The sequence below is a fragment of the Lewinellaceae bacterium genome (assembly GCA_020636135.1).
Taxonomy (GTDB): domain Bacteria; phylum Bacteroidota; class Bacteroidia; order Chitinophagales; family Saprospiraceae; genus JAGQXC01.
The window spans coordinates 2,410,281-2,432,161 of the sequence record JACJYK010000001.1 but is presented as its reverse complement, the minus strand read 5'-3'; the positions used below and the strand labels follow the sequence as shown (position 1 = coordinate 2,432,161).

The window sequence follows — 21,881 nt, the reverse complement described above, 5'->3', positions numbered from 1 at the left end:
TGAAATTTCACACAACAGAGCCGCTTGTTGTTAAAAAAACGAGTTGTAATTATCCTTAGCCCAGTATAAAAACAGGTAGTGTAAGCCCCAGCCGATAAATAAAATTATAATCACCCATATCCATACAGGAATACCTTTGGGGTTTTCAGAACCTCTGACTACAAAGATTTCTTTGCGCTCACTTCCATAAGCGTTGATAGTTACGGGAAGCTGGTCTTCAACTACTTGATTTTCTTTAATACCAATAACAGAGATAGACGGGCCGTTCCTGACCTCAAAAGGAATAATTTTGATGCCTTCCCTGCGTCCGGAGGAACTCGCTACTAATTTGAGGGTGTGTTTCCCGTCCGGAATTTTAGTAGTATCGAATAATATTTTTGTCGGAGTCTCCAACTCTGCAAAAGGCAAGGGTTCATCGTCTAAAAATATTTTCACAATATTTTTGGAATCTGTATTTTCCATAATTAATTTATTTGCAACCCCTCTTCTACGGGTAGAAATTTAATTTTGTAATTCTTGTCCGATTTATCAGGCTTTATTAGAAATAAAACACTCAAAACGAGAGTAGCTAAAACGATTATAATGGCGACCCATAGGATGATAAAATCAAATGTCCCCTGCGGTCCCGTTCCGTGAACAATATCCTTTAATAATTCCGGTTGTTGTGATTTGCAAAGTTCACAAGCAAAGACTTGAAAGAAGCAAAACATCATCAAAGCTGAAGTAAAGGCTTTCTTTTTCATAAATTATTGATTTAAAGCATTTACAAAATCCCGAATTCTTTTTATGTCACCCTTCGTTACCTTTGGTGCTTCATTGCCCCAGCTATTGCGTTCATAATTTACAATAGCAGCAATCTCTGCATCACTTAATTGCTCTCCGAGGGCGGGCATGACCCCATAATCCGGTCGTGCATCATAGCCCTGAAGAATAATTTTGACCATGAGTTCATAATTTTCATCCATCACAATTGGACTTCCTTTTAGTGGAGGAAATGCACCGGCGAGTCCTTCGCCGGAAGGTTGGTGACAGGCAGCGCAGTTTTGAATATAAAGTGATTTCCCATCTATTTCGGCATCAACCACGCTGCTTTCTTCAAACTCTTTGCTCTTTGTAGAGGGAATGAAGTCATCAATTGCAAAAGAGGGGTCAACCTGTTGAAGGGATTGTAAATATTGCACTAAATGAAGTGCTTTTTCAGTGGCTATTACTATTTTGGAGGTATCCTTCAAAAACTTTTTTGGGACATTTACCTTTACGTCGGTTGAGTCTGCCTTCCAAACTTCTTTAAATAACCAGGGATAGGGTGGCATAACAGATTCTTTAACCACAATACGTGGGTTGTAAAGATGAATAAGGTGCCAATCCTGGCTTGGTTGCCTTTTTCCTACATTTGTTAAATCGGGTCCTGTTCGTTCACTACCTAACAGAGAAGGAGATTGTCTCCAAATTCCCATTCGCTGTTTTGAATAGTAATAATCTGAAGGCAGGCTCGGTCGGTCTCCCCATATTTTATCCATTTCAATGTTCCTTACCTGTTGGGAATGGCATGACACACAACCTTCAGCGATATAGGTATGCAGTCCGTCCCGTTCCTGGGTAGTCAGGTCTTTTGCTTTTGACAAAGGCTGAACGGATTGTTGCATTTGTACGGCAGGAACAATTGCAATTATGGTACTTAGTAATACAAACACTACAAACGATGTTAGTGCTAATGACCTGTGATTTTCTGACATGTTGAACATTGCTTTGTTCTTTTTAATTTTGGAATAACCTTTTAAGCAACTTCTAATTCCAACCCCTTCCAATTACTATACACCTTGTGTATGTTGTACCAAAATACAAGGTGACCAAAAAACATGAATGAGCCTCCAATCGCCCGCCAAAGCCAGTAGGGTACCATAAGTGCGACACTTTCAATGAACGGAGCACCTTCAATCCAACTCAGCCCCTTTAAGGTTCCGCCAATCATTAATGCAAACGTGTAAGCAATTAAACCAATAAAAGACAACCAGAAATGGACGCCAACCAATAATTGGTTAGGTTGCTTGCCAATCAATTTTGGAATGATTGCATAAATACAACCCCAAATGAAGAAAGAGACAATCCCGTACATTGTCATGTGGGAATGGGCAACGTTGAAATCCGTAAAATGCCAAACAAAATTAGTGAACCGAAATGCTTGAAAACTTCCCTGTGTCGAACCAATGAAATAAAACATCACCCCGACTAACATAAAAGGTAAGACATAACTTCTCCCTATCTGGTTAAAGCTGCCTTTCATAGTAAGCAGGAAATTCATGGTTCCGGCAAGAACGGGAATGAACATACCCGCACTAAACACAATGGCCACAGTTTGAAGCCACCAGGGTACTGGGCTAAAAACAAAATGATGTGTTCCAATTAAAGTATAGAAAAGCATCTGTGTCCAAAAAGCAAGGATACCGAGAGAATAGGAATAAATTGGCTTGTTTAAAGCCGAGGGCAAATAATAATAAACCAAGCCAAGGGTAAATGTCATAAACCACATTCCAACTCCTTGGTGCATATAATACCCTTGTATTATCGTTTCTCCCAAGCCTTCCTGATAAAATGGGAGATAACCGATTATTGTCAAGACGATTGTCCAAATACAGGCACCGAAAATATACCAGTTGGATATATAAATTTCTTTCGTTGCCCGATTGGCCACCATTTTATAATAATTTGCAAAAGTGAGTATCAGTCCTACTGCAAACAAAGCCATGATTGGCCATATAAATTCCCGATATTCTCCACCGCCATTGTTAACCCCTGACATTAGTGCTATGGTTCCAACAGCTACCGAAACATTCATAAGTATCAGAGCTATCCAGGCCCACCGTTTATTAAATATTTTAGAATTAGAAGTTCGGGCCACAACGAAATAACCTAAGCCTATCATTGCTAAAGAAGTCCAGCCCCAAAAAACAGTATTGGTGTGTACAGGTCGGATTCTACCAAAGGAAAGAAAAGGAAGCGAGTCTAAATCTGGGAGGATAAATTTCACACCTAATAACAGTCCTATAAACGTCCCAAACAGCAACCAAAAAACAGAAGTAGCAATATAAGCTAAAACCACCTTTACCAAGTCTTGGTCAGCAACAATCTGAAAGTTAGCGTATTGCTTTTGGTCATAAACAGGACTTTTAATATCCTTTGTTTGGGAAACTATCAATCCTTTGGAATCGGAAGCCTTGAGGTTTGAGCCTAATTCCGTCCCCTTTATTTGATACGATAGCCGGTCGAGTTTTTGGTTTAATAAATCGTCAATTTGGGGATGTTCCAGATGAATAAGTGCCCATTTTATTTTTGCTTGGAAATTTTCGGAAAGACTTGGGTGACTTAATTCTTCTACAGGTATTTTATCGCTGCTCTTTCTTCTATGGATTACATCTTTCAATTCATTTGTTTCCAAATTAGAGGCAAAGTCTTTTAGGTATCCCCAGCTTTTTAACTGCCTGTTTTCATTCAGCTTTCTTAATAGTGCTATAACTCGGTATATAACTATGAATGCGGCTACGATTACAATCGTGACACCCAACACAATAGTCCCTATAATACCAGGTTCCCCCAGAATCGAGTTATTATTTGCTGAATCCTGACAAAAAATCGGATAAGCAAAACAGGTCAAAACCCCAAAAAGTATCCATTTTAGATAGCTGCTTCTTATACCCTTTCTGATTATTGACATTTCGTTTCGATTTTTTAAAATCATAATTTTAAAGCCCTCAATCAATCCTAATCTGTCACTTGCAGTTTTCTGAAAGTAAAGATTGATGTATGCCCTTAATTCGGGCAAGCTCATCAGCGCCCGATGCTTCATTTATTTTTTGAAAAAGCACTATTATTTCTGATTCTATTTTTTGAGCCTCTTTTTTTAGGACAGTTATCCGTTTGGTCATTTTCATGTCCAATTGTTCGGTTTTATTTAAAGCCATTTTTACGCCTTCATCCACTTTGTCAAAAGATTGGAACATTCGGATAAGGCTGGCATTCCGAACTTTGAGCATATTCGTTTTTTCCTCTGAGGGCATTTCCGCAGGAAGGTTTTCTTCTAATAGATAATTGATATTGTCCCACTCGGTAGTGATACTGTCCTTCATGGCTGCCAATTGGCAGTTCAGGGCTTTTTCCTTTTGGAACAGTTCCAATAAGACTGTTTCCTCTTTAGGTTTGTTTTCGCAACCTAAAATTGAAAAGAGAAATATGAGCAGAAAATAAAATACAGTTTTCATAAAAATCAATTCTTATTTTTCACCCAAAATTCGTCTTCCCAGGCTTCGGGGTTTGACAACTGTTGGTGACAGTTTTCCAATAATGCCAATTGCTTCTCATCGGCTATTTTCTGGATTTCATTGAACAGTACCCTTTCCTCAAAACGGATATGGGCGACGAGCTCTTCTTCAATTAGTGATAAGTTAACTTCAACCGGCTGCTTCGGAGAAGTGAACAATCGCCTCAACCTGCCATGCTCTTTCTTTGCCCGCTTCACCATTTTATCGCTGTTGCCGAGAATGGGGTATATGTGTTTTTCCTCAAATGCAAAATGGTGTTGCAGGTGGTTTTCCCAAAACCAGTCCGTGTATTTTTTGATTCTCGCAGGCTCGATGTTCCACTTCAAACCCTCTCGTATTTTCCAAGACAACAATAAGCCGTGATGGTGTTCACGGCTTAAAGGTTGCAGGGCAGTATGTCTTTTTATCGGTTTAGCAGATTTTTTGTTTTCCATTTCTTTTTGAATGTTTTTTCTCATGTTTAGTCCCACAGGTCGGACAACTTGTCCATTCTCCCTCTTTTAGGCTGATGCCGTCAATATGGTTCACTACAAATTCTTGTACCAGCATGTAGCTGTCTTTGTGATTATTGACGTCAACTTGCTTATCCTTATATACTTTTCGGATTTTCCCGTCATATTCATTATATCCCCAACAAATAGGACACACCCCTTCGGGACTTTTCCCTTTTGTTTGTTCTGGTGTTTTTTTAAAAAAGTTGACCAAAGCGCTAATAAAATCCATAGTTTGTGATACATTAAATTGATAAATGCCGGTGCAAGTGTTTCACGATTTTGGAGACATTACTATCGGCATAAGTGCCGAAAGCATTTACCACAATCCCTTTCAACCCGTATTTTTCAGATGATATGGCATACACGACCATTTCATCACCGGGGTCAGAATCACCTTCAAAACGATAAAACTCATCAATATAAAACTCTTCTGGTGAAAGATTTAGAGCGGTTTCCCCGCAGACAAGGCATTCCTTTTCGGCATAAATGGCGAAATCGTGTGTATAGCCTCTTTTTCGTAGGTTGTTCATCGCTTCGCTTACGGTATCGTAGGAATGCATGCTACAAATTTTTAAGTTGTTTATGATTCAAATTCAATGGTGGCATCCTTTGCCATCACCACCTGTGCTTTCAATGATTCAATTATCTTCAAGGAATGTTCCTTCCTTGCAGGAAGCAGCACGCTCATTCCGGTCGCCAATTCTTTTTCTGCCTCATCAATAATCAGAATGGCCCGTCCTTTTTGAATGGTTACAACAGTTTCGCTGGTACAATAATGGAGTGGCATATTTACTTCCGCATTTCCGGTTACTTCCAATACTATGAATTGCTCTCCAAAATATAGGGGGATAAGTTGTGGCTTTTCCATCGTTTTCATAATACTGTAATTTTATAGCCAGGTTCCTGTACAATGAATGATTATGGACAGGAACACGGTGGACAAAAACTCGCATTAGTTGCTGTTTTCCATGTTCGATAATTCTTTTTCCAGCAGTATCGCTTTTGGAAATAGGATATTGTTCTCTAAATGGATGTGCTGATGCAGGTCTTCCTCAAATTCCTCAAGTAACGCAAAGGTTACCCTATAAGTGGTGCAGGCATCCGCAGGCGGTGAGTACCCATCAGTCAGAGCGGCGATTCTCCTGAAGCGCTCTCCTTCCGTTTCGTGTTCGAGCATCATCATGTTGATAGGGTTTCCTACCGTCCCGAAAGGGGGGCGTTGGATGTTCAGTCTACCATTCATTTCAGCTTCCGACATTGCCCGAATAGCAGGAAAGAGTATTCTTTCTTCTTTGTGCATGTGGGAGAAAAGTTCGTTTGCGGAAGCTTTGAAAAGTTCCTTTATTTCAAAAAGTTCGGGATGTGTTTTCCCATGAACTTTGCATAGTTTTTCCAAGTAGGCATTCAGTTCGGGTATCTTTTCACGTACATAGCGATGGTGTTTTTTCTCAATATAATCCACCAGTAAATCCAATGCCCAATTGACAAAGTTTGGACTGCCATATCTTTCCTGTGCTATGGTTTTTTCAAGTGCTTCTCTGAGTGTTTCCGCAGAAATATTTTTTTGGTTGCATACTTCTGAAATGGTGCGATTGCCCTTGCAACAAAAATCAATGCCGAAGGATTTAAAAATGGCGGCAGTACGGTAGTCATCGGCTACTATTTGCCCAATGGTTTTTTCTTTTTCAATAATCATAATGTTAATTTTTTAGGTTGCCCGCCTATATTGGTTTTATAAGTTTAATTCCGAAAATAAGCAGGCAGATGATTTTTACGACTTCCATTCCCACATAGTAAAAGTGAAGGCTGGAATGTGACACCTCCTGCCCTTGGATGTGCATTTCCGCACGGACATCGAGGGCAGGCAAAAACCATAAGCCCTGAATAATGACAATCACAAAAGGAATAACAAAAAACATGTGTTTCCACTCAAACCCTTTAATGCCTGAAAGCAGCATACTAAGAACAATTGTAATTGATAGAACCAATTCCACTTTATTGAGTGCACCAAACACCAGACGTCCGATACCAAGTCCGAGTGGCAGGGTAATGCCCGGTGCTCGGAACTTTAGCCATGCCTCCATAAAACTAATGGCTCCAACGAAGCCAATCCAGATAAACACAGCAGCAATGGCCACCGGATATTTTGTAATCAAACTCATAAAAGTGGTTTTGCCTCTTTGTTTATATAGTAATTGATTTTCAACTGGAACATTTCCGCCATTTTTTCTGCCCGCCATTTCGCCTCCTCTGCCTTTTCTCCTGAGAAATGCTCATCTACCGTTTCAAAAAACAATGACTTCCATCGCTTGAAATGTGTGGCACTCACGGGGAGTTTTGCATGTGGGCTGAACGGGCTTCCGTAATAAGTATGCTCCTTCAGCAAAACAGTCTGCCAAAAGCGGTACATCTTTTCCAAATGAGCCGGCCAACGGTCTTGGATGATTCCATTAAAAATATCTGCCAGCAAATCATCCTGTCGAACTTTTCCATAAAAAGTGTTGACCAGTAGTTTGATATCCTCAATATCAGTTATGTCATCTTGTTTTTTCATATTGAATATCGGATTAAATTGTCCGATTTAATGTCAAAAAATTTTATCGTTTTAAAAATGCCAAACCCTGGTGCAGTTCATTCGCTAAATCCTGAATGGTCGTTGTTTGGAGCATTTGTTTTAAATTATCCCGAATTGCCTTGAATTGAAAGTGCAACGGGCAAGGTTTATTTTCATTGCAATTTTTGAGCCCCAGACCACACCCATTGTACACTTTGTCGCCATCTATGGCTTTCACGATGTCACTTAAATGAATTTTGGAAAGTCTGTCCTGCGGTATTTCATACCCTCCAGTTGGCCCATGTACAGAATGGATGATTCCGTCCCTGGCCAGCAATTGTAAAACCTTAGCCGTAAAAGCAACTGGTGAATCAATCGCTTTGGAGACTTGCTTTAGGCTGCTGCGTTCCCCCTTTTCGGACAATCGGGCAAGATGGACGCTGGCTCGGATTCCATATTCACAGGCTTTTGAAAACATGAACTGAATTTTTTTTGCAAAGATAGGGGTAATCACCATATCGGACAAGTGTGTCCGTGTTTTTTATTTCTGACAGACTTTTGTAACCTGTTTATATTTCAGAATACGCTGTAAAACAACGGCTTGGTTGAATTCTTCATCCTTGGCACCGTACAAAAGGCAAACCTTTTTGTTTTTTGCAATGTGACGTATATGCTCTAAATCCTCCTGAGCATCAGAAAGCTCTGACTCATACCGCCGGGCAAATTCCTTGAACCGCTCCTCTCTATGGTCAAACCACTTCCGTAATTCCGTAGAAGGAGCAATATTCTTGTTCCATTCATCCAGTTTTACCTGCTCTTTTGAAATGCCACGGGGCCATACACGGTCAATCAGGATGCGGTAGCCATCCTCTTTTGAAGGGGCTTCGTATATTCTTTTGATTGTTATTCTTAACATTTCCTTATTATTTTAATGAATACGCAAGAACAAGTTCGGTTCACAAGTATATTTTTCTATTCTGCACTTTTATCTCCTCTTTTCTTTTAAGCTCACCAATTGCCCTAATGACCGTCTCGACCCGTAGTCCCACAAGGCTGGCATTAGTTTGGCGGGTGATGTCCACCCGAAACTCACCATCAGTTTTGGCATTTGATTTAAGGTATTTTAACAGGGTCAGTATTCGGTGCTCTGCTTCGTGGCCACTCATTTCTTTGGCAATCATGGCTTTAAACTGAAGCCGTTTTGAAATGCCCCGAAGTAACTCAATGCAGATGTCAGTATGCGCCCGGAGCATTTCGATAAACCTATCTTTTTCCAGACAAATTAAATGCGTATTTTCCACGGCTTCAGCATTTGCTGGGAAGGGGAAGTCACCCAAAATTGCTGGTTCTCCAAAACTTTGACCCTTTGTAAAAATTGCCTGTATAGTTTCGTTCCCATTCCTGTTGTAATTGTTCATTTTCATTGTGCCTGATAAGACCTGATAATAGAACACTGGCACTTCACCTTCCAAAAACAATGTTTCGCCCTTTGCCAGACGTTTTTCCACTGCCCCGTAATCCTTGAGTATTTTTTCATCAATCATTTCTACGACATGATATAGGTCATAAAAAGTCGGACAAATTTGTCCGTAATTTTGTCAAAAAAATTGATAATAGCTTAAAAATAATAAAAATGGTTAAATCAATAGCTTCAAATAACGTAACAATAAAGCAGAAAAAAAACCAAACGGGGATAGCCGCCAGGTACACAGAATTTTGTAAATCACAGGAGAATCAAGGGATACTCTGGTATCTTATACCTTTGATGAGCCTGCCTGCGGCAATAATGCCAATAAGCATTTTTGCAATGTCTTATTTTTCGGGTTTCATTGCTTTCGTCGGCATTAGTATCCTATTATTTTTCACCAATATCGTCCTTACCATCGCTGAACAACCCACGAAAACCAAGATTACTTTTTACCTGATTACGGTTTTGTTCCATGTTATTGTTCCACTGATTACTTTTCTTTTTGTGCTGTTTTTCTGATGAAAAACTGAACACACCTTTTTATCGCTCCTCAAATTCTGGGCAATCAAGACGCAGCTCATTTTTTAATAACTTTTTACCAAGAAACCGGCAGAAATGACTATCCGCTTTCTTTTCATAATAAAGACATCCGAAACAGGTTCTTTGTACGGAAATAACACCCAAGCTATTGAGCCGGAATATCAATTCTTTTAGGGTGAAAAACAGATGCTCCTTTTCTGCCTTGCCCAATTTATTGATGGAGGCTTCGACAGGGCTTGCAAAAATCGCTGTTTCTTCTACCACCGCCCTGCCTTCTGTGGTCAATGCTACCGTAAATGCCCTTTTATCCACCTCAGAATGGACTTTTTTTATCAAACCTTTTTCCATTAGGACTTTCAGCGCATCACTAATAGTGGGTTTGGTCAGGTTAAATTCCTTGGCAAGGTGACTGACATTGCACAGAGTATCGTCATGGTAGGTCACAAATATCATTAGCTGCATCTGAATGGGACTAAGACCGATAGTTTTAGCGTGTTCCCATAACAATACCCTGAACACACTCGCAATTCTCTCCAGACCGGAAGTGATTTTTGCAGCGAGGTTGACGTTTTGCCTTGCCGGGTCAAAAGGGCTATTGTTCATCTCAATGATTTATGTTAAAAAATATATTATCCTTTTTAGGATTGGTAGTCCAATGAAAGGGTGCAACAATTTTATTATAACTTTCATTTCAACGATGAAATAACGACCAAGCCCAACATAACAGGTTAATTTAAGTTGCTCTGCTGCCACTTCCGAGAAATGGCTGGGCGGCTTGCCAAGACAATTATCTGCAAGATGATGGCAATGCAGATGAGCATGGCCATTTCAAAACTGGTGAGCAGAGAAGAACTGTTGACGATGCTTTGAGATTTGTCATTGAGCGTTTTACCCTCCTTAACCTGTATTTGGGAGAGCCGAAAAAGATTGGCCGATGCTAAATCAAACTGTTCATTTAGCAGGGTGAGGTCAGCGGCATGTTGTGCCGCTTCGTCGGGGGGAGATTGCATGAAGTGCAACTCAAGGCCTTGCAAGGCGGTGATATTTGCCTTGAAATCCTTTAAATAAACAGCTTCTTCTTCCGTTAGTAGGGTCTTATCATATAGTGAAAGCATTTTATTAATGAATTCATTGTGAAGACCGATTTCTGAACGGACATCAGGGTTCGCAAGCTCAGAGTAAGTATTAAGTGCCAATTTTTTTTGATGCAAATGGTCAGAAATCATATAGATATAACTCTCGACGACTAAGCGGTCTTTGATGACAGAGGAAAATGAGTCGCCCAATTCCCCCATGTGATACCTGCCCAAAAGGTTGGTGATGAGGACAACGGCACAAACGACGGCAAGCAATAAAGCCGCTTTGAGTTTTTGCTGAATACTGTAAGCCCATTTCATAAAATGTTAGAAGATTGTTTGGTACAAGTGTAAGATAATCACTTGTAAAGTTAGTAATCCTAATAAAAGAACGAATCGTTTTAGTTACAGCCTTCCATTTCTACAATGAAATATCCTTTATCCGCAATTTCGGCTTCCCACTCCAGGCGGAGTGCTTCGACATGGCACAGTCTGCATTGTTCGGAATTCAGGGGCTGCCCTTCCTGTCTTTTTGTTTTTAGATATTCTTTACCATAGTTGTAAATAGTGGTCGTGTCCGTAATTTCTGCCGGAACAAGAATGTCGAAGTGCATGATGTTGCCTTCTTTTTTGGTCACGTAGGTATCCCAAACATTTATCTTTTTTCCCATTAAATCAAATTGTTTTGTTGGTAAGAGAAAAAGCAGCCGGGCATGAATTAACATACGCTTGGCTGCTTACAGGAAAATTAGCTTTTTACATCCTCCATCGAAGCCCCGAAATTGATGTGCAATACATTTCCGTTGGGGGTAACTAAAGCGGGGACAGATTTGACGCCCGCATTTTCTGCTTCTTCAATTTTGGATTTTTTTTCCCCGAGGTGAACTACTTCTACATTTTCATTTCCTACCAGGTTAACGATGTCATGCTCCGCACTGACGCAAACTGGACAGCCAGCATGATAAAATACAGATTTACTCATTTTGGAAGAGTTTTGAATGATTGCAAAATCGCAGCGTAAATATAGTAAGGAATCCTAACTAAAAAATGTTTTAACGCTTTCTTAACCTTTTCAATATTCGCTGATGATATTGCCTTCTTCAACACCCATATCCGTAAGATACTTTTTGATGTCCACTGAAAAACTGCCGGGGCCGCAGAGGTAGAACATTTGGTTGTAGTCAGAAATCTGCTTTTCGAGAAATGCTTTCCCGATTCTCCCAAAACAGTGACTAACTACATTTTCTTGACTCAGGATACTTACGAACTTTAATCCTTCCATTTCACGGAATTCCTCTGAAAGGAAAACATCCTTTTCTGTTTTATTGGCAAACAACAAAATCTGGTTATTGATACCTCCGTTGGATTCCAAATCCCTCAAAATGGCGACAAAAGGCGTGACGCCTGTTCCACCGGCAATAAAAATCCCAGGTTCTTTGAATTGGAAGGAATCCCACGCATCCCCAATCAAAAGTGTATCCCCTCTATTCAGCATTGATAATCCCAGGGTTATCCCGTTGTGTTCGGGATATACCTTTAGGATTAGTTCCAGGAAAGATTCTGAACTGTGTCCGGTCAGCGTAAATGGAGCGGCATCGTCTCTGTACTTTTTCTCATCAATTGTTAATTCAATTGCTTGTCCGGCAGTGAATTCAAAATTCTTGGGCCTTTCCAGTTCGAGCCGCATCACATCGTGTGTCAGCCATTCTTTTTTAAGGATTTTGACTTTGTACTTCCAGTTTCCCATATCTCCGGTTTGTTGGTTGTGAAACACTAATCTCTGTCAGTTTTGCCAGCGTAAAGGCTGCGACAGCCATCACCAAGTCCCTTACCGCAACATCCACATGATGCCAGGTAAACAGCAGGCTCAAAGCAATCAGTACCAACCATGCGGACACAATGTATGCCCCGAGCCGGGTTTTTGTAAAAACCAGGATGCCTGCAACAATTTCAACCACGCCCACCACCATCATAAAAGTGGAAGCGCTAATGGGCAGCAGCCCTGCCAATCCCGGCGAGAGGTATTCATCCCATTGGGTCAGCAGGTTCAGGAACTTGTCCGCCCCCGCAGCAATGGGGACAATTCCAAAAGTTAACTTCAGTACTAGGCGCCTTCAGCGGTATTTGGAGAAAAGGTCAGCCTGAAGGATGTGCAAAATGCCATTGACGAAAAGAATCCGGAGGATGAGGTGACATAAGGTGGGGCAATCAGTAATCCGTTTTCATCTTTTCCTTCCTGGCCTCCGACCGACGGGTACACCAACAGGCCATTCTCAAAACACCGGTCGATGATCCTGCCCTGCAATCCTTTGATGACCGGGTCAAGTTCCATACCCAGCAACAGCCCCTTGCCCCGGATTGTATGCACAAAGTCGAATGTATTACCGATGCCCTGGAGACCTTGCCTTAACAACGCGCTGATCTGCCGGACATGGCTGATCAGGTCATCCTGTTCGATGATGGTCAGGACCTGCAGGGCGGTGGCGCAGGAAAGGGGATGGCCACTGTACGTATGGCCGCTCATGATCAGTCCGCTTCCTGCGCGGATGGGATCCAGGATTTCTTCGGTCATTAACGTGGCCGCAATGGGTGCATAGCCGGCGCCCAGGCTCTTGCCAATCGCCACGATATCAGCAAAGGTGTCCCAATGATCCAGCCCAAAATAACTTCCGGTCCGCCCCAGGCCCGTCATCACTTCATCCGCCATGAAGAGGATCTCATGCTGGTGGCATAATTGTTTGACGGCCTGGTAATAGCCTGCCGGCGGAACCAGCGCGGTACCGGCGGCGCCGATAACGGGCTCCAGGATCAGGCCGGCAATGTTTTCAGCACCGGTTTGCCGGATGACCGTCTCCAATTCGGTCAGGTGTTCCGCAAGCGAGTCTTTTTCCAGGTCTCTTTTGAGGTGTTCAGGCCGGTGCCACAGAACTTGTTCGAATTGCTGACGCCGGATCGGGTGCCCGGAGACGGCGAGAGATCCCATGGTGATGCCGTGGTAACTCTTTTGCCGGGAGATAAAATGAATTTTGGACGGCTTACCTTTTTCCCTCCAGTATTGGATGGCAATTTTCAGGGCGGTTTCGGTAGCCTCCGAGCCGCTGTTCACAAAAAAGCTGTGGTGGTATTTATTACCGGGAGAAATGGCCGCTAACTTGGTGGCCAGTTGTTCTGCTTCTTCCGACCCGAATTGCGACCGGTAGACAAATTGAATTTTGCCAAGTTGTTTTTGCATGTGCTCCAGCAGGGCAGGGTGGGAGTGTCCCAGCGAGCAGGCGATGGCTCCGGAAGAGCCATCCAAATAACTTTTACCATGTTCATCAATAATAAAAATGCCTCTGGCCGTTGTGGCCTTCAGGTAGTTTTTGTTAAGCAGAGGCTGGATGTTGTGGTTACTCATCAAGGCAATTACCCGGTTGCATAATATTAGGGTTAATTCTGATTTCCTCCAACAACGGATCCCGATATTATCGAACTCCATTTCCTGCCACGCCGGTGATTAGAAATTAAAACCCTACATTTAAAATATCACCAGTTTTGCAACCAGCCGCATATGACGTATGGAAATTCATTGGATAGATCTAGCCATCTTCATCGTGTACTTGTTTTCCATGCTGGGAATCGGATTTTTCTTTTACCACAAGAATGAATCGAAGGAAGACTACTACGTTGGTAAACGGGAAATGTCTGCAGGTCATATCGGCTTATCGGTGGTAGCTACCGATGTGGGAGGAGGTTTTTCAATCGGATTGGGTGGGCTGGGTTTTATCATGGGAATATCCGGGAGCTGGATGCTTTTTACCGGCATCATCGGAGCCTGGCTGAGTGTTGTTTTCCTGATTCCCAAAGTGTATCATCACGGCAGGAATCATAATTTCCTGAGTTTCCCCCAGGTCCTGGAACATTATTACGACAAGCGGCCGGCCTTCATCGCCGGGGTCATTTCATTTATCGGGTATATAGGCTTCACCAGTTCGCAGGTCCTGGCCGGCGCGAAACTGGCTTCGGCAACCTTTCAGACCATCACTGTAACCGAAGCGGTCCTTATCATTGGGATCATCGCGATTGTGTACACCGTCGCCGGAGGGCTCAAGGCGGTGGTTTATACCGACACCGTCCAATGGATCATCCTGATGTCCGGATTGATCTTCATTGGGATACCTTTCGGTTACCTTCACCTGGGAGGATGGGCAGGCATAGCCAACTATTTACCCCCGCACTTTTTCAGCCTGACCAATATTTCCCTGGTGCAGGTTATCAACTGGATGGTCACCATCGTGCCCATCTGGTTCATTGGTATGACGCTGTATCAACGTATCTATGCTTGCCGGGATGAACGGACCGCCAAAAAGGCCTGGCTGATCGCAGGGTTGTTTGAGTGGCCGGTGATGGCCTTCCTGGGCACCCTGCTGGGATTGTTCGGTCGCATCGCTTTGGAGCAGGGGCTCCTGGCCGGGATGGGCTACCATTCGGTCGCGGACATTGACAGTGAGATTGCCCTGCCGGTATTTCTGAGGCATATTTTACCGGTAGGGTTGATGGGTCTGGTGATGTCGGCCTATTTTTCGGCCATTATGTCCACAGCCGACAGTTGCCTGATGGCTGCTTCCGGAAACCTGATGACGGACATTATTCGTCCCTTCCACCATAAGCTCGGTGACAGCATCCGGGCTTCTCAGTTGTTTACCCTCATCATCGGGGTCCTGGCGATTCTGATTGCGTTGCAGATGCAGCAGGTGTTGGAAATCATGCTTTATTCCTACGCGTTTATGGTTTCCGGGATCTTTGTACCGGTGTTGATGCTGCTGATCAATCAAAAGCATTCGGCACTGGCGGCCATCTTATCGATGATTGCCGGGGGTGTCACCACGTTGGCGTTAATCCTTACCGGCATCAACCTTCCATTGGGTTTGGATCCCATTGTGTTCGGTATTGCCGCTTCCTTACTGGTTTTTCAGGTCGCCGCATTTATGGACAAACGATTCCAAATTCGGAAAGCAAGCACCCAGTGAACTTTACATAGAAAATCAGGATAAAATTCCCTGTCGAGGAATCATGGATCGGTCAATCGTTCCAGCTCTTCTTCAATGATGTCCAACCCCTGGATGAGAAGCTCGTCAGAAATGGTCAGTGGACTCAAGATGCGGATGACGTTACCAAAAACACCGGCACTGATCAGGATCAGGCCCCGGTCCAGACAGGCGAGAACCAATTTTTTTGTCAGCGCGGCATCGGGTACCCGCTCTTTGTTTTTTACGAGTGAAAAGGCCAGCATGGCACCCAGCCCGCGCACATCACCGATGGCCCCGATTCTGGTCTGCATGTCTTCAAAGCGCTCCCTGACGATGGCTCCGACGCGATCGGCCTGGGCATTGATATCGATTTCCTTCATGTAGCGGATGTTGGCCAGCGCAGCCGCGGAACAGACCGGGTTGCCGGGATAGGTTCCTCCAATCGTTCCGGGCAGCGCACTATCCATGATCTCAGCGCGCCCCACTACGCATCCGATCGGCATGCCGGCACCCAGTGACTTGGCCCAGACCGAAAGATCAGGGGTGATTCCATAGTGCTGGTAAGCCCCCCATTTACTGGTACGGCCGAAACCGGTTTGAACTTCGTCAATGATGAGCACGATGCCGAATTCGTCGCAAATGCTCCGTAATTCCTGGATGTATTTAACCGGCGCCACCACAAATCCGCCTTCGCCCTGAACCAGTTCAATGATCACGGCTGCCACATTGTTGGGATCAACCCGGTTAATCAGGCTTTCCCGCAAGCGTCCTGTTTCCCTTTGAACAAATTGGTCCCGGTCCAAACCATCGTGGTACCGGTGATAATTAGGGTAAGGCAGGTGGTACACCTCCGGAGCAAAGGGTCCACAGCCCAATTTGTAGGAGACCTTGGAGGTCAGGGTCATCGCCATCATGCTGCGTCCATGGAAGCCATCGGTAAAGGCTATCACTGCACTGCGGCCAGTATACTGACGGGCAATTTTTACGGCATTCTCCACCGACTCCGCCCCGGTCGTGGTGAGCATCACTTTGGTGTGTTCTCCATGGGGAAATAAGGTAATAAGTTCCTCCGCCAGCTCCATATAGATGTCGTAGGTGGCTACATTGAAACAAGTATGGATCAACTTTTGCGCCTGGTTACATATTGCCTCGACCACGGGCGGGGGACAGTGTCCCGCATTCTGGACGCCAATGCCGCCGGCAAAATCGATCAGTTCCTTGCCGTTGGCATCCCTTACGATGGCATTTCGGGCCGAAACCGCGGTAGCCGGGTTAAAAACACCGACGCCATGGGGTACGGTCATTTTCCTGCGGTCGTGTAATATCGAGTTGTTATCCATTTCTGATGTGTTATGAAACCAAACCAAGTTCCAATTTTTATTTTAACCGTAATCCTGATTCCATCAATAAATCCAAATAAATCCAAATTGATGGAGCTGACCAGAAAATTGAAGAGCTGGAGCAGCGCAAGCAATCGGATTCGTATTGCAGCTACCAGGCCAAGGACAGCCCTGACGGAAAAGAAGTCATTCTCGAGTTTTTCCTCAGCCAGTCCGGAGAGGAAAAAGTTGTGGAGTTTAATCTTTACCATTACCGCCAGGTAGAACTTAATGAAGGTCAAAAAGCGCTGGCTATATTCGCTTTTACCAAGCGGAGTTATGGAGAGGACGATATGGCGGCTTTTTCTCAAACATTCGATGCCAAACGAAACGACTATTTCTATGGCATGATTTCACTTGAAAAGCCGGCCATCCTTCTTAAATAATCAGGTTGCACGGATGATTTGTTAAGGGTGTACGCCAACGGATGAGGTATTGACGAATCTATCCTTAACCGGTGACATGCCCGGGCTCCCACTCAGAGAATTAGGATCAAATAGGTACCTTTAGAGGTGAGGAACATTTTACGGAGTACATGTCGTCGCTATGAACCACAGCCAGGGAGAATTGAAATTGGCTAGCGATCCCCGTTGGAGTGAATCGTGTTAAAGAAATGCAGGAAACAAGAAAACTTAGTACCATACTGTTTGCTGATATCGTGGGGTACACCGCCTTAATGCAAAACGACGAGCCTCGCGCTTTACAGCTTTTACAAGCCTTTAAAGCTCTTTTACAAGGTACTGTTCCCACCTTTGAAGGCGTGATCGTGCAGTATTTCGGAGATGCCTGCCTGTTGTCATTTGATAGCACCAGCCAGGGTGTTCGTTGTGGCATGCAACTGCAAACAACCTTTAAAGAAGCACAAATCCCGGTGCGGATAGGTATTCACCTGGGTGAAGTCGTTTTCACTGAAAATAACGTATTTGGCGACGGAGTGAATATAGCTTCCCGTATCGAGTCGATGGGTGTTCCCGGTGGAGTGCTCATTTCAAAGAACGTCAGGGACCAGATCAAGAATAAGTCTGAATTTGAATTGAGGAGTCTGGGACCGTTCGATTTTAAAAATGTCAGCGAACCGCTGGAGGTTTTTGCCATTGCCAATGAGGGCTTTGACGTTCCCAGGAAAGAAACCATCCGCGGAAAATTTGCCCAGGCAAAGCCCAAATCCGGCCTGCTGAAAAATCCTATTGCAATTTCCTTTTCCGTAGTCCTGATTCTCGTTCTGGTATTTTTTTGGCTCAAATCCGGTACATTATTTAGTCATTCAGAACGTGAAAATACCATTGCCGTTCTTCCTTTCAGCCACCAAAGCCAGGATTCATCGGATATCTTTTTTACCGAAGGCGTCCATGAAGACGTAATGATCAAACTGGCAGGTATACCCAATTTCAGAATCATTTCGAAATCCTCCGTCATGGAGTACAAAGACTTCGAAGGAGATTTGAAAGAGGTAGGGAAGCGACTTAATGCCTCCTACATCCTCCAGGGCTCCGTACGCAGATGGGAGGATCAGGTGAGGATTACCGCCCAACTGGTCGATGTTCAGAGCAATGAGGCGGTGTGGTCACACGAATACGATGGAGAACTGATCAATGTATTTGACCTGCAGTCGTCCATCGCTACCGAGATTGCCCAGAAACTGCAAGCCAGCCTCACAAAAGATCAACGCAAAGACCTGGAAAAGCCGCCAACCACCGTTCTCTCTGCCTACGACGATTACCTGAAGGCCCGGTTTATCCTGAACAAACCCCGGAAGACCTATGACGAATTGGAAGAAGTTGTGGAATTATTGGACAATGCGGTGAAGATGGACCCAAAATTCACCAAAGCCTGGTCGATGCTGGTGTGGGCACACAGTGAACGGTACGATGTGTTGCGCCGGTCGGAAGACAAGCAGGAAGAAACTGAAAAAGCAGCAGCCGCAGCCGAAGATGCCCTGGCTAAGGCCAAAGAACTTTCACCCGATGACTGGTCGGTGCTCAGTGAAGAAGGAGGCTACTACTACTATGTGAAAAACGACCGGATTGCCGCGCTCAATGCATTTGAAAAAGCCATCGAAAAAAACCCGAGTGATGTGATCTCGATGAGTTTGCTGTCCCGGGTGTACATAAGCCTGAATGAGGTGGACAAGAGCATTGACATGATGGAGCGGACGTTCGCGTTGACGCAGGACCAGGGATTGATGAGTTATGGCCTCACCATGGCTTACGAAATGAAGGGGGAATATGGTAAAATGGTTCCCTTGCTGGAGCGGCTGTACGAGATCTATCCGGAAGAAAAGCACTATCTGGTTGAATCCAAGTATTATCAATTCCTGCAGGATGGCAAGATGTCTTCATTCATTAAGTTTAAAGAGAGCGTCGAGACAGCCAATGCTATGAATCCATGGGACGAACGCGCCATCCAGAACAAGGAAATGGTGGTCGCCATGTTCAATGATGAATTTGACGCCTATCACCAGAATTGGAAGGGCCGGTATGCTACGCATACCCAGCAACATGGCAATTGGGTATGTCCCATGGTAGCCAACGACAATCTCAATGAGGCGAGGTTGTTGTTGGATCAGGGTGAAAATGAGGAGGCCTATAAAATTCTTACCGACGTGAAAGACATCGTTCTACGGCCAATAAATCGCAATTCTATCTGTGTCTTTAATCCCGATTCCTACTTGCCGAAGCTGGATTATCTGATGGGAGATACCACGGATGCCAAAAAGTTGCTGGAACAAGCGGTCGTTGAGGTACTGGAGAACAATACTTTTCCGACGGCTGCCGTCGAACGGTCGGTCATCTTACAGGATGCCGATTTGATCCTCCCTGACGAGGTTTATTATTATTATGAAATAGTAGCCAAAAACACCTCCTTATCGTATTCCCGGTTTGAATCCATCTGTGCAAATCCCTGGACTTATCCGAATTTAATTAAGGATCCTCAATTCATTGCAGATGTAAAAGCCGATGGCCGGTTTGTCGAGTTTCTGACCAACTTTGGTTTTCTAAAGCGTTGAAAACTTCCAGAGAATTAAACGATAACAGTAAGTTCTATAAACGGCCAATTCCAGAGTTGAACGGAGTTATTATTCCTGTTTGTTGTAATATTTATAAACAAGTGATAATTTGATATCAATGTGGTGAGTTATCCGGTTCATGAACTTGTTCCAGATCTTGCCATTTTGTTTTAACCCTGAAAACTTGCATCCGAAATGGTAGCAATCTTAAACCAATTAAAATTTCGGCTACCACTGCTAATTTTTCTCAGTTTGCTGGTAATCGATGGTTATTCCCAAACCAACTCGATCGGGATCATCGGCTCTGCCACACCTGGCGGCTGGAATACAGATACGGATTTGATCCCGGATCAGGATGATCCAAACAGGTGGTCCCTCATCCTGAAATTGACCCCTGGAGATTGCGCCTTCCGGATGAACCACAGCTGGGTTGCCAACTGGAGTTCAGGAAGTTTTCCGTCCGGAAAGGGTACTCAGGACGGTCCGAATATCCCGATAAAGAAAGGTGGAAAATACCGCATCACCTTCAACTCTGACACTGGTGATTATTCATTTGTACCATACTCCGACATTGGTATTTATGGCTATGCCACTCCTGGTGGCTTTGATTACGACATGGATATGTACCAGGAAACGAGCGATACCAATCAATACAGTCTATCCATTCAACTGACCGATGGTGAAGTCATATTCCGGGCAAATGATGCCTGGGTATTAACCTGGGGCAATGTGGATTTTCCAACCGGAGTTGGTATTGCGAATGGGCCTTTTATTCCGGTTCCAAAAGGGAAGTACCTGGTTCATTTTAATAAATCGACTGGTGAATACTTCTTTGAGAAGGATAACTCATTTAATTCTATCGGCATCATTGGAGATGCTACTGCGGGAGTCTGGGATGTTGAAACCGATCTTAAACAGGATGAGGTAAACGCAGACTTGTGGACAGCCAGAGTAATGCTAGAGGTCGGCGAGCTAAAATTCAGAGGTAATCATGACTGGATTTTCAATTGGGGTGGGAATTCATTTCCAAACGGCATAGCTATCCGGGACGGCTATGACATTCAAGTCCTGTCTGCCGGTGAATATGAGGTCTCTTTCAACACTAAAACACTCGAATATAACTTTGAGAAAATCATTCATTACCGCGGTATCAGTATCTTATTTACTACGCCGTCAGGTGATTCCACTATGATAACAGCTATGACACGCGATCCGGACGATGCATCCATTTGGAGATTACGGATTGATTTATCCGATGGGTTTTTAGTATTTAATGCAGATACGAACCTGATTTTCTTTTGGGGTGGGGTAAGCTTTCCATCCGGTATTGCCACCCACGAATTAGATCCAATTCCTGTTCCTGCGGGTAGGTACAATATTACCTTCAATTCAACGACCGCGGAGTATAATTTAGATTTGGTGAAAGTTTTTGGTACAGTTGGAATCATTGGGACAGCAACCTCTATTGGTACCTGGGATGAGGATGTGAAAATGACCAGGGATTCTTTGGACAACTATTTCTGGTACATCAATTCGATACAGCTTAAAGATGGTGAAGTCAAGTTTCGGGCGGATGATGACTGGTCAAATTACTGGGGCAATGTTAGTTTCCCGACCGGAATTGGCAGCCGGAATGGCCGCAGTGTTCCGGTAACTGCGGGAAATTACAGAGTTACTTTAAATACTGAAACGGGTGAATACAAGTTTGAGTCGAACACAAGTGCAGTACATCAATTGAAGTTGGATCCGGAGGTGGTCCGTATTTCTCCAAACCCGGCCAGGGAAGGAATTAATATTTCGCTCACGTCCGATGAACTAAACGAAGATGTGCAGATCACTCTATTTAATCCATTGGGTGCCCGGGTGAAAACATTCAACCTGCATGTGGACGGCACAACCAGGCTCGATGTTTCCGATTTACCAGCCGGCAATTATCTGATGTATATTTCAAATGGAAAATATGCGATAAGTAAAAAGGTTATTCTGATCAGGTAAACGAGTGGATTAGCTCAAAGTTATTCAGTCAAATAACCTGTTC

The 21,881-nt window shown here is 43.9% G+C and carries 28 protein-coding genes; 5 read left to right on the top strand and 23 right to left on the bottom strand.

Going from position 1 to position 21,881, the window contains the following annotated elements; genetic code table 11:
* Positions 1 to 30: 30 nt before the first annotated feature.
* The 15 genes from H6570_09240 to H6570_09170 form a co-directional block, all read right to left on the bottom strand.
* Positions 31 to 462 (bottom strand): cytochrome C, encoded by a 432-nt coding sequence (locus tag H6570_09240; GenBank protein MCB9319455.1) that lies wholly within the window; start codon positions 460 to 462, stop codon positions 31 to 33.
* Between the two features lie 2 nt (positions 463 to 464).
* Complete coding sequence (locus tag H6570_09235; GenBank protein MCB9319454.1) at positions 465 to 743, bottom strand: hypothetical protein; 279 nt, start codon at positions 741 to 743, stop codon at positions 465 to 467.
* A 3-nt stretch (positions 744 to 746) separates the two neighbouring features.
* Positions 747 to 1,745, bottom strand: a complete 999-nt coding sequence (locus H6570_09230) for a cytochrome c (protein ID MCB9319453.1) — start codon at positions 1,743 to 1,745, stop codon at positions 747 to 749.
* 32 nt (positions 1,746 to 1,777) lie between these two features.
* Positions 1,778 to 3,712 carry a cbb3-type cytochrome c oxidase subunit I gene (locus tag H6570_09225; protein ID MCB9319452.1) on the bottom strand — a complete coding sequence of 645 codons (1,935 nt, stop codon included), beginning with the start codon at positions 3,710 to 3,712 and terminating at the stop codon, positions 1,778 to 1,780.
* A gap of 55 nt (positions 3,713 to 3,767) precedes the next feature.
* Positions 3,768 to 4,256, bottom strand: coding sequence for a hypothetical protein (locus H6570_09220; protein ID MCB9319451.1), 489 nt, complete (start codon positions 4,254 to 4,256; stop codon positions 3,768 to 3,770).
* Positions 4,257 to 4,261: 5 nt separating this feature from the next.
* Positions 4,262 to 4,750, bottom strand: a complete 489-nt coding sequence (locus H6570_09215; GenBank protein MCB9319450.1) for a hemerythrin domain-containing protein — start codon at positions 4,748 to 4,750, stop codon at positions 4,262 to 4,264.
* Complete coding sequence (locus tag H6570_09210) at positions 4,728 to 5,039, bottom strand: hypothetical protein (protein ID MCB9319449.1); 312 nt, start codon at positions 5,037 to 5,039, stop codon at positions 4,728 to 4,730. Before H6570_09210 ends, H6570_09215 begins: the two co-directional genes overlap by 23 nt.
* A 13-nt stretch (positions 5,040 to 5,052) precedes the next feature.
* Positions 5,053 to 5,370, bottom strand: a complete 318-nt coding sequence (locus H6570_09205; protein MCB9319448.1) for a phosphoribosylpyrophosphate synthetase — start codon at positions 5,368 to 5,370, stop codon at positions 5,053 to 5,055.
* Positions 5,371 to 5,390: 20 nt separating this feature from the next.
* Positions 5,391 to 5,687 carry a hypothetical protein gene (locus tag H6570_09200; GenBank protein MCB9319447.1) on the bottom strand — a complete coding sequence of 99 codons (297 nt, stop codon included), beginning with the start codon at positions 5,685 to 5,687 and terminating at the stop codon, positions 5,391 to 5,393.
* 75 nt (positions 5,688 to 5,762) lie between these two features.
* Positions 5,763 to 6,506, bottom strand: a complete 744-nt coding sequence (gene ric, locus H6570_09195) for an iron-sulfur cluster repair di-iron protein (GenBank protein ID MCB9319446.1) — start codon at positions 6,504 to 6,506, stop codon at positions 5,763 to 5,765.
* A 25-nt stretch (positions 6,507 to 6,531) separates the two neighbouring features.
* Complete coding sequence (locus tag H6570_09190) at positions 6,532 to 6,972, bottom strand: hypothetical protein (protein MCB9319445.1); 441 nt, start codon at positions 6,970 to 6,972, stop codon at positions 6,532 to 6,534.
* Positions 6,969 to 7,364: a group III truncated hemoglobin gene (locus H6570_09185; protein MCB9319444.1), complete on the bottom strand. Its 396-nt coding sequence runs from the start codon at positions 7,362 to 7,364 to the stop codon at positions 6,969 to 6,971. Before H6570_09185 ends, H6570_09190 begins: the two co-directional genes overlap by 4 nt.
* Positions 7,365 to 7,407: 43 nt before the next feature.
* Positions 7,408 to 7,842, bottom strand: a complete 435-nt coding sequence (locus H6570_09180) for an Rrf2 family transcriptional regulator (GenBank protein ID MCB9319443.1) — start codon at positions 7,840 to 7,842, stop codon at positions 7,408 to 7,410.
* Positions 7,843 to 7,905: 63 nt separating this feature from the next.
* Entirely contained in the window at positions 7,906 to 8,280 is a 375-nt protein-coding gene (locus H6570_09175) for a DUF488 family protein (protein ID MCB9319442.1), read from the bottom strand.
* 40 nt (positions 8,281 to 8,320) lie between these two features.
* Positions 8,321 to 8,908, bottom strand: a complete 588-nt coding sequence (locus H6570_09170) for a Crp/Fnr family transcriptional regulator (GenBank protein ID MCB9319441.1) — start codon at positions 8,906 to 8,908, stop codon at positions 8,321 to 8,323.
* Between the two features lie 89 nt (positions 8,909 to 8,997).
* On the opposite strand from H6570_09170, the gene H6570_09165 reads away from it, so the two are divergent.
* A complete protein-coding gene (locus H6570_09165) occupies positions 8,998 to 9,351 on the top strand; it encodes a hypothetical protein (protein MCB9319440.1) in 354 nt (117 codons plus the stop codon).
* Positions 9,352 to 9,372: 21 nt separating this feature from the next.
* Here H6570_09165 and H6570_09160 read toward each other — a convergent pair whose 3' ends face one another.
* From H6570_09160 to H6570_09130, 7 genes are all read right to left on the bottom strand, one after another.
* Positions 9,373 to 9,975, bottom strand: coding sequence for a winged helix-turn-helix transcriptional regulator (locus H6570_09160; protein MCB9319439.1), 603 nt, complete (start codon positions 9,973 to 9,975; stop codon positions 9,373 to 9,375).
* 125 nt (positions 9,976 to 10,100) lie between these two features.
* Entirely contained in the window at positions 10,101 to 10,769 is a 669-nt protein-coding gene (locus H6570_09155; protein ID MCB9319438.1) for an MCP four helix bundle domain-containing protein, read from the bottom strand.
* Between the two features lie 80 nt (positions 10,770 to 10,849).
* Entirely contained in the window at positions 10,850 to 11,119 is a 270-nt protein-coding gene (locus H6570_09150; protein MCB9319437.1) for a DUF2024 family protein, read from the bottom strand.
* 77 nt (positions 11,120 to 11,196) lie between these two features.
* Positions 11,197 to 11,430 carry a thioredoxin family protein gene (locus H6570_09145; GenBank protein MCB9319436.1) on the bottom strand — a complete coding sequence of 78 codons (234 nt, stop codon included), beginning with the start codon at positions 11,428 to 11,430 and terminating at the stop codon, positions 11,197 to 11,199.
* Positions 11,431 to 11,520: 90 nt separating this feature from the next.
* Complete coding sequence (locus H6570_09140) at positions 11,521 to 12,195, bottom strand: flavodoxin reductase (protein ID MCB9319435.1); 675 nt, start codon at positions 12,193 to 12,195, stop codon at positions 11,521 to 11,523.
* The gene (locus H6570_09135; protein ID MCB9319434.1) at positions 12,161 to 12,550 is read right to left on the bottom strand and encodes a hypothetical protein; all 390 of its coding nucleotides are present in this window, start codon (positions 12,548 to 12,550) and stop codon (positions 12,161 to 12,163) included. The genes H6570_09140 and H6570_09135 overlap by 35 nt, the downstream gene beginning before the upstream one ends.
* Positions 12,551 to 12,552: 2 nt before the next feature.
* Positions 12,553 to 13,845, bottom strand: a complete 1,293-nt coding sequence (locus H6570_09130) for an aminotransferase class III-fold pyridoxal phosphate-dependent enzyme (protein ID MCB9319433.1) — start codon at positions 13,843 to 13,845, stop codon at positions 12,553 to 12,555.
* Between the two features lie 166 nt (positions 13,846 to 14,011).
* Here H6570_09130 and H6570_09125 point away from each other — a divergent pair, with 166 nt between their 5' ends.
* Complete coding sequence (locus tag H6570_09125) at positions 14,012 to 15,457, top strand: sodium:solute symporter family protein (protein ID MCB9319432.1); 1,446 nt, start codon at positions 14,012 to 14,014, stop codon at positions 15,455 to 15,457.
* A 41-nt stretch (positions 15,458 to 15,498) separates the two neighbouring features.
* Here the strand turns inward: H6570_09125 and H6570_09120 are convergent, their stop codons facing one another.
* Positions 15,499 to 16,797, bottom strand: a complete 1,299-nt coding sequence (locus H6570_09120; protein MCB9319431.1) for an aspartate aminotransferase family protein — start codon at positions 16,795 to 16,797, stop codon at positions 15,499 to 15,501.
* Between the two features lie 230 nt (positions 16,798 to 17,027).
* Between H6570_09120 and H6570_09115 the strand changes: the two genes are divergently transcribed.
* From H6570_09115 to H6570_09105, 3 genes are all read left to right on the top strand, one after another.
* A complete protein-coding gene (locus H6570_09115; GenBank protein MCB9319430.1) occupies positions 17,028 to 17,222 on the top strand; it encodes a hypothetical protein in 195 nt (64 codons plus the stop codon).
* A 227-nt stretch (positions 17,223 to 17,449) separates the two neighbouring features.
* A complete protein-coding gene (locus H6570_09110) occupies positions 17,450 to 19,843 on the top strand; it encodes a hypothetical protein (GenBank protein ID MCB9319429.1) in 2,394 nt (797 codons plus the stop codon).
* 252 nt (positions 19,844 to 20,095) lie between these two features.
* On the top strand, positions 20,096 to 21,838 hold the full coding sequence (locus H6570_09105; GenBank protein MCB9319428.1) for a SusF/SusE family outer membrane protein: 1,743 nt from the start codon (positions 20,096 to 20,098) through the stop codon (positions 21,836 to 21,838).
* Positions 21,839 to 21,881 lie beyond the last annotated feature (43 nt).

Coding starts and splice junctions, on each gene's coding strand:
- H6570_09240 (MCB9319455.1), bottom strand. CDS start 462: ATGGAAAATACAGATTCCAAAAATATTGTGAAAATATTTTTAGACGAT.
- H6570_09235 (MCB9319454.1), bottom strand. CDS start 743: ATGAAAAAGAAAGCCTTTACTTCAGCTTTGATGATGTTTTGCTTCTTT.
- H6570_09230 (MCB9319453.1), bottom strand. CDS start 1,745: ATGTTCAACATGTCAGAAAATCACAGGTCATTAGCACTAACATCGTTT.
- H6570_09225 (MCB9319452.1), bottom strand. CDS start 3,712: ATGTCAATAATCAGAAAGGGTATAAGAAGCAGCTATCTAAAATGGATA.
- H6570_09220 (MCB9319451.1), bottom strand. CDS start 4,256: ATGAAAACTGTATTTTATTTTCTGCTCATATTTCTCTTTTCAATTTTA.
- H6570_09215 (MCB9319450.1), bottom strand. CDS start 4,750: ATGGAAAACAAAAAATCTGCTAAACCGATAAAAAGACATACTGCCCTG.
- H6570_09210 (MCB9319449.1), bottom strand. CDS start 5,039: ATGGATTTTATTAGCGCTTTGGTCAACTTTTTTAAAAAAACACCAGAA.
- H6570_09205 (MCB9319448.1), bottom strand. CDS start 5,370: ATGCATTCCTACGATACCGTAAGCGAAGCGATGAACAACCTACGAAAA.
- H6570_09200 (MCB9319447.1), bottom strand. CDS start 5,687: ATGAAAACGATGGAAAAGCCACAACTTATCCCCCTATATTTTGGAGAG.
- ric (MCB9319446.1), bottom strand. CDS start 6,506: ATGATTATTGAAAAAGAAAAAACCATTGGGCAAATAGTAGCCGATGAC.
- H6570_09190 (MCB9319445.1), bottom strand. CDS start 6,972: ATGAGTTTGATTACAAAATATCCGGTGGCCATTGCTGCTGTGTTTATC.
- H6570_09185 (MCB9319444.1), bottom strand. CDS start 7,364: ATGAAAAAACAAGATGACATAACTGATATTGAGGATATCAAACTACTG.
- H6570_09180 (MCB9319443.1), bottom strand. CDS start 7,842: ATGTTTTCAAAAGCCTGTGAATATGGAATCCGAGCCAGCGTCCATCTT.
- H6570_09175 (MCB9319442.1), bottom strand. CDS start 8,280: ATGTTAAGAATAACAATCAAAAGAATATACGAAGCCCCTTCAAAAGAG.
- H6570_09170 (MCB9319441.1), bottom strand. CDS start 8,908: ATGATTGATGAAAAAATACTCAAGGATTACGGGGCAGTGGAAAAACGT.
- H6570_09165 (MCB9319440.1), top strand. CDS start 8,998: ATGGTTAAATCAATAGCTTCAAATAACGTAACAATAAAGCAGAAAAAA.
- H6570_09160 (MCB9319439.1), bottom strand. CDS start 9,975: ATGAACAATAGCCCTTTTGACCCGGCAAGGCAAAACGTCAACCTCGCT.
- H6570_09155 (MCB9319438.1), bottom strand. CDS start 10,769: ATGAAATGGGCTTACAGTATTCAGCAAAAACTCAAAGCGGCTTTATTG.
- H6570_09150 (MCB9319437.1), bottom strand. CDS start 11,119: ATGGGAAAAAAGATAAATGTTTGGGATACCTACGTGACCAAAAAAGAA.
- H6570_09145 (MCB9319436.1), bottom strand. CDS start 11,430: ATGAGTAAATCTGTATTTTATCATGCTGGCTGTCCAGTTTGCGTCAGT.
- H6570_09140 (MCB9319435.1), bottom strand. CDS start 12,195: ATGGGAAACTGGAAGTACAAAGTCAAAATCCTTAAAAAAGAATGGCTG.
- H6570_09130 (MCB9319433.1), bottom strand. CDS start 13,845: ATGAGTAACCACAACATCCAGCCTCTGCTTAACAAAAACTACCTGAAG.
- H6570_09120 (MCB9319431.1), bottom strand. CDS start 16,797: ATGGATAACAACTCGATATTACACGACCGCAGGAAAATGACCGTACCC.
- H6570_09110 (MCB9319429.1), top strand. CDS start 17,450: ATGCAGGAAACAAGAAAACTTAGTACCATACTGTTTGCTGATATCGTG.